The following is an 11,234-nucleotide window of genomic DNA, read 5'->3' as shown; positions in this document are numbered from 1 at the left end:
CACGACCCCGCCGCCTCCCTTCGCGTACCCGTGTATTCGCCTACCCGTGCAAAAGACGACATCCACCATGCCCTGTGCGCGGCGCCCGCGCGACAGAACCACCGAACCCCGGGGCCGCGCACCCCCGACGTGACCATACGGTCACGAAGTGGGAGGATCCCGCCCATGGAACGGGAGTGGGTGGTCGAGGAGAGCGTGGCCGTCGCGGCGCCGGCGGCGGACGTGTACGCGGCGGTCGCCGATCCGCGCCGCATGTCGGAATGGAGCCCGGAGGTGTTCGCCGCGTGGGTGCGCGGGCGGACGGTCAAGACCGGGACGAGGTTCGTCGGGTGGAACCGCGTCGGGTGGCGCGTGTGGTTCACCACGTGCCAGGTGACGTCCGCGGTGCCCGGGGAGGCGTTCGCGTTCCGCGTGTCCAGCTTCGGGATCCCGGTGGCGCTGTGGGGGTACCGCTTCGAGGACGTCGCGGACGACCCGTCCGCGCCCCGTACGCGGCTCACCGAGTACTGGGAGGACCTGCGGCGCGACACCCGGGGCGCCCGGTTCGTCTCGCTGCTCGGCAGGGTGTTCACCGGCGTCCCCGCCGACCGCCGCGCCGGCGTCAACCGCGCGGGGATGCGCGCCACCCTGGACCGCATCAGGGCCGCCGTCGAGAAGAAACGGGACGGGACGGGCTGAAAGGGACCCGCGGTTCTTGGCAGCAAAACGAGAACCTGTTCTACTAACGGTGTGACAAGCGCCGTACAAGCCCATGCGATCCAGGGCGAGCGGGTGGAGCTCCCGGTGCGGATCCGCGACGCCGCGGTGGCATCGGCGATGTTCGCGGTGCCCGCCGACGCCGCCCGGGCCGTGATCTCCTACTCCGGGCTCGACGTGGCCGAGCCGCTGCCGGGACGGGCCGTCTGCTCGCTGGCCTTCGTCCGGTACGCGGACGGGGACCTCGGGCCGTACCACGAGTTCGCCGTGGCGTTCCTCGTCCGGCCGCCCGGCTCGGCACCCCCGTCCGGGCCGCTGGGACGGCTGAGCGGCATGAAGGGGGTCGGCGCGTTCATCCACTGGCTGCCGGTCAACCAGGAGTTCACCCTGGAGGCCGGGCGGACGATCTGGGGCTTCCCGAAGGAGCTCGCCGACATCCCCATGGACCTCGCCGGACGGGTCAAGCGGTGCGCGGTCCGCTTCGGCGGCCGGACCGCGATCGAGGTGGCGGTCCGGTCGGGAGCGCCGATGCCGGAGGGCTCCGGGGCGCCCAAGGTCGAGGCTTATTCGTGCATGGACGGGGTCACCCGCCGCACGCCCTGGACCGTCACGCCGTCCGAGGTGCGGATGCGGCCGGGCGGGGCGAAGGTCGTCCTGGGCGACCATCCCGTGGCGGAGGAGCTCCGCGGACTGGGCCTGGACCGGGCGCGCGCGCTGAGCAGCAGCACGGTCGGCCACCTCCGGATGGTGTTCGAGGGAGCCGAGGAGGTGCGGCCATGATGCGGACGGCGCTGGTGACCGGTGCCGCGCGCGGGCTCGGCGCACTGGCCGCGCGGCGGCTCGCGGCCGCCGCCTGGGACGTCGTCGCGGTGGACCTGGACGCCGACGGCCTGGCGAGGACGGCGCTGCGCTCCCCCAACATGCACGTCCGGACATGCGACGTCACCGACCCCGAGGCCATCGCGGACGTGGTGGCGATGGCCGGGCCCGTGCAGCGCGTGGTCCACGCGGCCATGATCTCGTCGGCGGCGCCCGCCCTGGAGCAGCCCTTCGCCGAGGTGGAACGCGTCCTGCGGACCGACGTCCTCGGGACCGTCCACGTCGTGCGGGCCACCCTCCCCGGCATGCTGGAACGCGGGCGCGGCGAGCTGATCCTCTGCCCGGACCATCCGGAACCGGGCGCGGCGGCCGCCGCCGCGGCCTCCGCCGCCGTCGCCGCGTACACCGACGCGCTGTGGGCTGAGCACGGCGGGCAGGGCGTGACGTTCCGCTGCTGCCGCACCCCGCCCGGGGTCCCCGCGCGCCTGGTGCTCGACGCGGTCGACCGGTCGCTCGCCCGGCCCGCCGGGGAGACGCACGTCGAGGTCTCCGGCGGCACCCTCCGCGAGCGCCTCTCCCGGACGGCGCGCCGCCCACCTGCCGCGACGGTCGCGCCGCGCTGAAGGTCGGACCGACCGAATAAGCTGTCTCTTCGCCCCTTCGGGGGTGCCGGGGGACGTCCCCGGCGCCGTACACGTGCGAGGAGCAGCCTGCATGTCGTCCCAGGTCACCGGGCGTACGACCGGCCCCGGCGGCACGGTCAAAGACCGGGAGATCGCCGCCGAGCAGCGCTACGTCGACATCGCCTACGCGCGGCTGGAGGAGATGCGCGCGGAGGCCCAGGCCATGATCCGCGAGGGCTACCGGCAGTCGCTCGCCGGCACCAAGGGCTCCCTCGTGGACCGGGACGCGATGGTCCACCAGGCCGCCCTGCGCGCCCAGGCCCTCGACATCGCCGACGACGGGCTGGTGTTCGGCCGGCTCGACCTCGCCCCCGGGGACAAGGACTCCCGCGAGGTCCGCTACATCGGCCGCGTCGGCGTGCGGACCAGCGAGCACGACTCCCTGGTGATCGACTGGCGGGCGCCCGCCGCCGAGGACTTCTACCGCGCCACCCCGGAGGACCCGCGCGGCGTCGTGCGGCGCCGCGTCCTGCACTCGCGCGGGCACACGGTCGTCGACCTGGAGGACGACCTGCTCGACCCGGACGCGGCCGACGGGATGACGATCATCGGCGACGGCGCGTTCCTCGCCTCCCTCGCCCGGACCCGCGAGGGCGAGATGCGCGACATCGTCGCGACGATCCAGCGCGAGCAGGACGAGGTGATCCGCGCCCCCGCCGACGGCACCGTCCTGGTGCGCGGCGCCCCCGGCACCGGCAAGACCGCCGTCGCGCTGCACCGCGTCGCGTACCTGCTGTTCCGGCACCGGCGCCGGTTCGGCTCGCGGGGCGTGCTGGTCATCGGCCCGAACCGCCGGTTCACCGCCTACATCGAGCGGGTGCTGCCGTCCCTCGGCGAGGGCTCGGCGACGCTGCGCTCGCTCGGCGACCTCGTCGACGGCGTCACCGCGACCGTGCACGACCCGCCGCGGCTCGCGCGGGTCAAGGGCGCGGACGCGATGGCGGCGGTGCTGCGGCGCGCCGTCACCGACCACGCGCCCGGCGCCCCGAGCGAGCTGCGCGTGGTGTTCAAGGGCGTCGTCGTCGCGCTCGACCGGGCCCGCCTCGACCGGATCATGGGCGATGTCCACCGGCGCAGCCGCGGCAGCGTCAACGCGGCGCGCGGCCGGGCCGCCGAGGCGCTCCTGGACGCCCTCTGGGACCGCTTCAACGAGGTCGGCGGCCCCGACGCGGCCGCGGAGGCGGCGGGCGCCGAGGAGGGCCTGTGGAACGCCATCCTCGCCGCCGACGGGCTCGCCGAGCTCGACGAGGAGCCCGCGCGCGGCGGCAGCGGCGGCAGCGCCGACCCCGAGCGCGACCAGTTCGTCGCGCGGGTCCGCGAGCAGCGCGCGTTCACCGACTTCCTCGTCGCCTGGTGGCCGATCCGCCGCCCGCTGGACGTGCTGCGCTCGCTCGGCGACCCGGACCGGCTGCGCCGCGCCGCCGGGCGCGACATCGACCGCGCCGCCGTCGAGCCGCTCGCCCGCTCCTGGGCCGGGGACGCGCCGCTCAGCTACCAGGACGTCGCACTGCTGGACGAGATCGACGCGCTGCTCGGCTCCCGGCCCCGCCCGTCCCGCCGCCGGGCCGCCGCCGACGACGACCCGTTCGTCGTGGACGGCGTCAACATCCTCACGGGCGAGGACGTGGCGGACGACACCTGGGAGCCGGAGATGCAGGAGCTCACCACGTCCATCGAGCGACTCGAACGGTCCCGGCGCGTGGACGACGGCGTGGTGGAGGAGCGCCCCGAGTACGCGCACATCGTCGTGGACGAGGCGCAGGACCTCTCCCCCATGCAGTGGCGCATGCTCGGCCGGCGGGGCCGCCAGGCGAGCTGGACCATCGTGGAGGACCCGGCCCAGAGCGCCTGGGAGGACCTGGACGCCGCCCGCGCGGCCATGGAGACGGCGCTCGGCGGCGGCCGGCCCGCCTCCCGCGGCTCGTCCCGGGGCCGCCGCCGGCCCCGCAAGCCCGCCCCCGTCCGGGCGCGGCACGAGTACGAGCTGACCACGAACTACCGCAACTCCACCGAGATCGCCGCGGTGTCCGCGCGGGTGCTCGCGGTGGCGCTGCCCGAGGCCCGCCCCGCCCGCGCCGTCCGCACGTCCGGCATCGACCCGGTCGTCCGCGTGCTCCCCGACCTGCTTCCCGACCTAGGAGGCATCACCGCCGCCTGGAAGGCGGCGGAGGAACTGCTCGGCCAGGTGGACGGCACGATCGGCCTGATCGTCCCGCTCCCCCCGGAGGAGGCGAACCACGGTGCGGGTCCCGGTGCGGGGCAGGACGGCCAGCCGGCCCTGTTCGGCGAGCCCGAGCCGGCCGGCGTCCCCGCCTGGACGGCCGCCGACCGCGAGCGGCTCGCCGCCGACCTGCCCGAACGCGTGCAGGTCCTCGACGTCCTGGAGGCCAAGGGGCTGGAGTTCGACGCCGCGGTGATCGTGGCGCCCGAGACCATCGCCGCGCAGTCCCCGCGCGGCCTGCGCGTCCTCTACGTCGCCGTCTCCCGCGCCACGCAGCGCCTCACCGTCCTCACCACCGACCCCGGATGGCGCGACACCCTCCTCACCGGCTGAACCGCCGGGGCGGCTCTCCGGTGCCGGTGAAATGTGACCGGCCACACGGTTAGGCTGGCGCTGCCCCATTCGTTCCGGTGGACGGAGAGCGATGAGCGGCCGGAATCCCGCGCCCAGGCGCAGCTACGGGGGCCGGTCGGCCGAGGAGCGCCGCGCCGACCGGAGGGAGCGCCTGCTGGCGGCGGGCCTCGAACTGTTCGGCACCCGCGGCTACGCGGCCACGTCCATCGAGCGGCTGTGCGCGACGGCGAGCGTGTCCACGCGCAACTTCTACGAGGAGTTCTCCGGCCGCGAGGAACTGCTCCTCGCCCTGCACAAGGACATCAACGAACGCGCCTCCGAGGCCCTCACCACCGCCTACGCCGACGCCGCCGGGTCCGACCTGCCGACCCGCGTCGAACGGGCCGTGCGCGCCTTCGTCACCGTCACCGCCAGCGACCCGCGCTGGGCCCGCATCGCGTTCGTCGAGGTCATCGGCGTCAGCGCCGGTCTTGAGCGGCACCGGCTGCGCTGGCGCTCCCGCTGGGAGGACACCCTCGTCGCCATGGCCCGCGAGGCCGTCGCCCGCGGCGAGGCCGGCGACCGCGACTACCACCTCACCATGATCGCCATCATCGGCGCCGTGAACAACCTCGTCCACCACTGGTCCGCCCGCAACCAGGACATCCCCCTGGACAACATAACCGCGGAGTTGACGCGCCTCATACTCGCGGCCGTGACGATCCCTAAATAACAGGCGGGCGGCCGGTTCGGGTCATGCGCCAGGCGGTTCGCCAGGTTATGGGGCGGCGGGGGCCCGCAGGTTTGCGCCAGCCTTCGGCGAAGCCCTTGAACCAGGGCTTCAGGGCGCTGGGCTTGCGTTCGCGCAGCACGGTCATGCCGACCCATACGGCGAGGTAGGTCGCGGCGAGGGGCCAGGGAAGGTTGCGGCGGGCCAGCCAGACGCGGTTGCGGGCGTTGTAGCGGTAGAACATGTCGTGCCGGGTGGGCAGGACGGCGGGGTGGAACATGACGGCGGACGCGTCGTAGACGATGCGGTAGCCGGCGTTGAGGATCTGCCAGGCGAGGTCGGTCTCCTCGTGGGCGTAGAAGAAGTCCTCCGGGAGGCCGCCGCCGGCGTCGAACGCGGCGCGGCGGACGGCGCAGGCGCCGCCCAGGAACGTGGTCACGGCGGACGAGCGCTCCGGGTCGCCGGCGCGCAGCCGGGGGACGTGGCGGCGTTCGCCGCGTCCGCCCTCGGGGTCGCGGACGCGGAACGAGACGACGCCCAGGTCGGGTTCGGCGGAGAACCGGTCGCGCAGGTACGCGCCGAGGCGCGGGGAGCGGTACCAGCCGTCGTCGTCCAGGAAGAGGATGACGTCGCCGCTGGACGCGGCCACCCCGCGGTTGCGTCCCGCGGGGATCCCGACGTTCTTCGGCAGCCGGAGCAGAGTCACGCGCTCGTCGGAGAACACCGGGTCGTCGCCCGGCCGCCAGTCGCCCGGGACGCCGTTGCCGACGAGGACGACCTCGATCGCGACGTGTTCCTGCTCGAAGGCGCTGCGCACCGCGCGGGCCAGTTCCGCCGGGCGGTTCCCCATGGTCAGGACGACGACGCTGAGCGCGGCGCCCCCGTCCCGGCGGGGGCCTTGGGCGTGCTCCTTCGGTTCCACGGCGTCCTCGTCCAGGGAGGTCACTTCAGCCTCCGCGACGCCAGGATGCTGACCAGGTGCAGCACGGTCTGGACGACCGCGACGGCGGCGACCGCGACCATGAGGACGCGGACGGCGGTCGGCGTCTCGTTGCCGAAGACGGTGTCGAGCACGGCGGCGGCGAGGATCAGCAGCGACAGCTCGACCGCGCCGATGATCCGGTGGAAGCGCAGCATGGACGCCGCCTGCCGCGCGAGCGCGATGCCGGTGGAGCGGGGGCGCAGCGCGCGGTCGCCGCCGGACGGGTCGGCGGGCAGGCCCGACTTGGCGCGGGCGACGACGACGTTGTCGGTCTCCGCCTTGATCAGCGCGGCGCCGAGCGCGGCGACGAGGCCGAGCTCGACCCAGCCCCCGTTCTCCCAGCCGCCCTGGGCGGCGAAGCCGAGGCCGATGAGGAGCGCCACCTCCGACAGGTAGTGGCCGATGCGGTCGAGGAACACCCCCGCCACCGAGGTCTGCCGCAGGTAGCGGGCGACCTCGCCGTCCACGCAGTCGAGCAGCAGGTAGACCTGGATGAGCACGGCGCCGCCGAGCGCCGTCCACAGCGCGCCGGTGCCGGACGCGGGCAGCGACACGACGACGCCGGCGAGGACGCCGCTCGCCATCATCAGGTAGGTGAGCTGGTTGGGGGTGAACCCGAGCCGCAGCGCGAGCCAGGCGACGTACGGGGACAGGTCGCGCATGTAGAGGCGGCCGGCCCAGTGCTCCTCGTTGCGGCGGTCCTTCAGGCCGGGCGGCTGCCCGTACCGGCGGACGTCGGCGACGGCGGCTCCTTTGCGGTGCGGCCGCGGCGCGTCGTCGCCGCTCTCCGGGGGGCGGTCCCGCCCCGGGAGCTCAGCCTCCATGGGCCTGGACATACTGTTCCACCGCCTTGAGCGTCTCGTCCTTGTCGAGGTCGAGGTATTCCAGGATCGTGTAGCGGCCGGGGCGGGTCCGCGGCGCGTACAGGACGGCCTCGGCGAACTGCTCGACCGACAGCCCGACGTCGCCGGGCAGCCGGGGCAGGCCGTGCCGCCCGAGGCAGGTGAGGATCTCCTCCAGGCGCTCGGCGCCGTCGCCGAGGCGGGTGGCCCGCAGGTGGTAGCAGAACGCGGTGCCGAGCCCCGCCAGCTCGCCGTGGTTGGCCGTGTCGGGGTAGAGGTGGTCGATGGCGTGCAGGATCTCGTGGTCGCCGCCGCTGGCGGGACGGGAGTCGCCCGCGAACGCCATCGACATCCCGGACAGCACCAGGCTCTCGGCGAGCACGGTGAGGAACCGGTCCGACTCGATCGACTCCGGCTGGTGCAGCAGCGCCTCGGCGGCGGTGCGCGCCACGGTCAGCGCCATCCGGTCGACCCGCTCGCCGCACTGCTCGGCGGCGAGCAGCCAGTCCTCCACGGCGGAGAAGTTGCTCAGCACGTCGCCGACGCCGGCGCGGACGAGGCGCTCGGGCGCGGCGCGCACGTAGTCGAGGTCGACGATCATCGCCAGCGGCATCACGACGCCGAACGAGCCCTTGCCGTTGTCGTGCGTGAGGGACGCGACCGGCGAGCAGATCCCGTCGTGCGACAGGTTCGTGGCGACCGACACCATCGGGATGCCGGACAGCGTCGCCGCGTACTTGGTCGCGTCGATCGTCCGGCCGCCGCCGATGCCGACGACGGCCTCGTACCTCCCGGCGCGGAGCCTGCCGGCCAGTTCGACGGCCGCGTCCACGGTGCCGCCGGCCACGCGGTACACCTCGCAGGCCGCCAGGGAGGGCCGGACGTGGTCGGCGATCTGGTCGCCCTGGCCTGGGCCGACGGCGATCGCCACGCGGCCCTCGGTGGCGATCCGCCGGTCGGCGAGGAGCTCGCCGAGGGCGGCGACGGCGCCGCGCCGAACGTCGATGGAGAGCGGCGCGTTCAGCATCCGCGTCAGCAGGGGCATGAGCGTCCTCGTCGTCCGCGCTGTGGGTGGTCGGGGGGCGGTCGCGGTACGGGCTAGTAGCCCTTGGCGATCCGCCGGGCCTTCTCCAGGTCGTCGTGGTTGTCGACCTCCACCCAGGCGACGTCGCCGATCGGCGCGACGCCGATGCGGCCGCCCCGGTTCACGTGCTCCTGGTAGCCGTCCTCGTAGTAGAGGTCGGGGTCGCGCTCCCAGACGGCCTTGAGGGCGTCGGCCAGCGGCTCCGCGGCGGCGGGCTCGATCAGGGTGGCGCCGATGTACTCGCCGTTCGCGGTGGCCGGGTCCATGAGCTTGGTGATGGTCTTCAGGTTGCCTTCACCGTCCAGGATGACCTTCATCTCCTCGTCGGCGAGGGTCTTCACGTCGTCCACCGCGAGGAGGATGTCCGGGCCGCGGTTGGCCAGCAGCGTCTTCTCCACGCTCACCGGGTGGACCGTGTCGCCGTTGACCATGAGGACGCCCTTGGAGAAGTGCTCCCGGGCGAGCCACATGGAGTAGGCGTTGTTCCACTCCTCGGCCTTGTCGTTGTGAACCAGCGTGAGCTTCACGCCGTACCGCCGTTCAAGTGCGTCGGCGCGCTCCTCGACCGCGCCCGCGCAGTAGCCGACGACGATGACCACGTCGGTCAGGCCGACCTCGGCGAGGTTGCCCAGGGCGATGTCCAGGATGGTGGTCTCACCGTCCACGGGGACGAGGGCCTTGGGGAGGGTGTCGGTGTAGGGCCGCAGCCTCCGGCCCGCCCCTGCCGCCAGCACCATGCCGATCATGCTTCCTCTTCCTCCAGGTCGACCTTCGGGCCGCTGCCGCGGCTGCTCCGCCGCCACGCGGCGGTGTCCGCGGCACCGGCGGTTTCGCCAAGGTAGGCGACCGGTGCGAGGTACGCGAACGGGAGCGGACCGGGCGGGCCCGCGACGGCCGCGAACGACGTCCGGCCCTCCCGGCCGGGCCCCGCGTGCGGAACCTGCTCCCGCGTGCGGTGCCCTCGGCGGGTGCGGTGCACGATGCCGCGGTGGCGGAGCGCGAGGACCGCGATCGGCACGTGGACGAGCGGCGCCGAAGCCGCCTGCGCGAAACCCAGCGCGGCGAAGCAACCATACTCGATCCCACGCGATATGGGCGGTACGAGCCGTCCGCGGCCCCGGCGGCCGCCGGTTCCAAGCGGATGATCATGGGGCCGTCCGGTACGTTGAGCGTGGCCGGCCGGCCGCGGCGGGACTCGTCCATCGGGGCCTCCGGCCGGTCGGGGAACAGCTCGGCGCAGATGCACAGCGTAGTGGCCCGGTGTCCGGGTGTCGCGGAAACCGAGGGGTGAGATGGCCGCAGTGGCGGTGGTGCTCGCGGGCGGGGTCGGCCGGCGCATGGGGGCGGGGCGCCCCAAGCAGCTCATCGACGTCGGCGGACGGCCCGTCCTGGCGCACGCGATCGACGCGTTCGACACCCATCCCGGCATCGACGAGGTCGTCGTCGTGATGGCGTCCGGCCATCTGCGCGAGGCGGCCGCGATCGCCGCGCCGTTCCGCAAGACGGCCGCCGTGATCGAGGGCGGCGACACGCGCACCGCGTCCACGGTCGCCGCGCTGGCCGCCCTGTCCGGACGCCCCGACGACGACCGGGTGCTGTTCCACGACGCGGCCCGCCCCTTCGTCGACCACGGTGTCATCGGCCGTGTGCTGGACGCGCTGGACGGCGGCGAGGCCGTCGCGGTCGGGCTCCCCGCGTCCGACACGATGGTGGTGGTCGAGGACGGCGTGGTCGTGTCGATGCCGCCGCGCGAGACGATGACCCGGTTCCAGACCCCGCAGGGCTTCCGCCTCGGCACGATCCGCAAGGCGTACGAGCTGGCGCAGGCCGATCCGGCGCTGCGCGCCACCGACGACTGCGGCATCGTCCACCGCTACCTGCCCGACGTCCCGATCCGGGTGGTCGCGGGCAGCGAGCGCAACCTCAAGGTCACCCAGCCCTTGGACGTCGTCGTCGCCGAGCACCTCGCGGGCGAGGACCGGCGATGATCTTCGAGGCGACCCCCGCGGTCATCGGGCACCGCGGCTACGGCTCGGGCGACCCGACACCGACCGGTTCCGAGACGCCCGTCGCCGAGAACACGCTGGCCTCGCTGCTCGCCGCCGCGGCCGCGGGCGCGTCGTGGGTCGAGATCGACGTGACGCGCACCGCCGACGACGACCTCGTCCTGCGGCACGACCCGACCACGTCCGAAGGCGACTACGTGGTCGACGTGGCGGCGCCGGCCTGCGGCCTGCCGCGGCTCGCGGAGATCCTCGACGCGCTGCCGCCGGAGATCGCGGTGGACGTGGACGTCAAGACGGTCCTGGAGGACGCGGTGGACGCCCCGTCCCGCCGCACCGGCGCGCTGCTCCTGCCGCTGCTGAGGCGCGAGGCGAAGCGCCGCAGGCTCCTCGTCACCTCGTTCGACCCGGCGCTGCTGACATTCCTGCGGGACGAGCTGCCCGGCGTGCCGCTGGGCCTGCTGACGTGGCTGCGGTTCCCGCTGTGGCAGGCCGTCCCGGCCGCGGCGGGCCTCGGCTTCGACGCGGTCGCCGTGCACACCGGCTCTTGCGGGCTCGACCACCCCGACACGCGGCTGCGCCCGCTGGAGCACTGCGTGGACGTCGCGCACAAGGCCGGCCTGGAGACGGTCGTCTGGTGCCCGACCGCCGAGGCGGCCCCGGTCTACGCGGCCGCGGGCTTCGACGCGATGGTCGTCAACGACGTCCCCGGCGTCGTCGCCGCGCTCTGACTCGTCAGCGGTTGCCGCCGTACACCTGGGTCCACTCGCCCGGCCCGTCCTCGTCCGAGTCGCTCCGGTCGGCACCGCTCCGCTGCGGCGGGGCGGGCTTGTCGCTCTAT

12 protein-coding genes are annotated in these 11,234 nt (G+C 74.3%); 7 read left to right on the top strand and 5 right to left on the bottom strand.

Features of this window, described 5'->3' with window-relative positions:
- Positions 1-165: 165 nt before the first annotated feature.
- From E1266_RS30355 to E1266_RS30335, 5 genes are all read left to right on the top strand, one after another.
- On the top strand, positions 166-678 hold the full coding sequence (locus tag E1266_RS30355) for an SRPBCC family protein (RefSeq protein ID WP_132052868.1): 513 nt from the start codon (positions 166-168) through the stop codon (positions 676-678).
- A 51-nt stretch (positions 679-729) separates the two neighbouring features.
- Positions 730-1,476: an acetoacetate decarboxylase family protein gene (locus E1266_RS30350; protein ID WP_243719069.1), complete on the top strand. Its 747-nt coding sequence runs from the start codon at positions 730-732 to the stop codon at positions 1,474-1,476.
- Positions 1,473-2,138: an SDR family NAD(P)-dependent oxidoreductase gene (locus E1266_RS30345; RefSeq protein WP_132052866.1), complete on the top strand. Its 666-nt coding sequence runs from the start codon at positions 1,473-1,475 to the stop codon at positions 2,136-2,138. The genes E1266_RS30350 and E1266_RS30345 overlap by 4 nt, the downstream gene beginning before the upstream one ends.
- 91 nt (positions 2,139-2,229) lie before the next feature.
- Positions 2,230-4,752, top strand: coding sequence for an AAA family ATPase (locus tag E1266_RS30340; RefSeq protein ID WP_132052864.1), 2,523 nt, complete (start codon positions 2,230-2,232; stop codon positions 4,750-4,752).
- A gap of 91 nt (positions 4,753-4,843) precedes the next feature.
- A complete protein-coding gene (locus E1266_RS30335) occupies positions 4,844-5,485 on the top strand; it encodes a TetR/AcrR family transcriptional regulator (RefSeq protein ID WP_132052862.1) in 642 nt (213 codons plus the stop codon).
- Here E1266_RS30335 and E1266_RS30330 read toward each other — a convergent pair.
- The 5 genes from E1266_RS30330 to E1266_RS38350 form a co-directional block, all read right to left on the bottom strand.
- Positions 5,478-6,332, bottom strand: coding sequence for a glycosyltransferase (locus tag E1266_RS30330; protein WP_132052872.1), 855 nt, complete (start codon positions 6,330-6,332; stop codon positions 5,478-5,480). The two genes, E1266_RS30335 and E1266_RS30330, sit on opposite strands and share 8 nt — an antisense overlap.
- A 92-nt stretch (positions 6,333-6,424) precedes the next feature.
- Complete coding sequence (locus E1266_RS30325; protein WP_132052860.1) at positions 6,425-7,288, bottom strand: CDP-alcohol phosphatidyltransferase family protein; 864 nt, start codon at positions 7,286-7,288, stop codon at positions 6,425-6,427.
- A complete protein-coding gene (locus tag E1266_RS30320; protein WP_132052858.1) occupies positions 7,278-8,351 on the bottom strand; it encodes an iron-containing alcohol dehydrogenase family protein in 1,074 nt (357 codons plus the stop codon). Before E1266_RS30320 ends, E1266_RS30325 begins: the two co-directional genes overlap by 11 nt.
- A 53-nt stretch (positions 8,352-8,404) precedes the next feature.
- The gene (locus E1266_RS30315; RefSeq protein ID WP_132052870.1) at positions 8,405-9,136 is read right to left on the bottom strand and encodes a phosphocholine cytidylyltransferase family protein; all 732 of its coding nucleotides are present in this window, start codon (positions 9,134-9,136) and stop codon (positions 8,405-8,407) included.
- Positions 9,133-9,408, bottom strand: coding sequence for a hypothetical protein (locus tag E1266_RS38350; RefSeq protein ID WP_165966270.1), 276 nt, complete (start codon positions 9,406-9,408; stop codon positions 9,133-9,135). Before E1266_RS38350 ends, E1266_RS30315 begins: the two co-directional genes overlap by 4 nt.
- 274 nt (positions 9,409-9,682) lie before the next feature.
- On the opposite strand from E1266_RS38350, the gene ispD reads away from it, so the two are divergent.
- Complete coding sequence (gene ispD / locus E1266_RS30310) at positions 9,683-10,378, top strand: 2-C-methyl-D-erythritol 4-phosphate cytidylyltransferase (protein ID WP_132052856.1); 696 nt, start codon at positions 9,683-9,685, stop codon at positions 10,376-10,378.
- Positions 10,375-11,124: a glycerophosphodiester phosphodiesterase gene (locus E1266_RS30305; RefSeq protein ID WP_132052854.1), complete on the top strand. Its 750-nt coding sequence runs from the start codon at positions 10,375-10,377 to the stop codon at positions 11,122-11,124. Before ispD ends, E1266_RS30305 begins: the two co-directional genes overlap by 4 nt.
- Positions 11,125-11,234 lie beyond the last annotated feature (110 nt).

The organism is Actinomadura sp. 7K534 (assembly GCF_004348575.1).
Taxonomy (GTDB): Bacteria; Actinomycetota; Actinomycetes; order Streptosporangiales; family Streptosporangiaceae; genus Spirillospora; species Spirillospora livida.
Note: the sequence above shows the minus strand (reverse complement) of the source record. Positions and strands in the feature narration are given on the sequence as shown.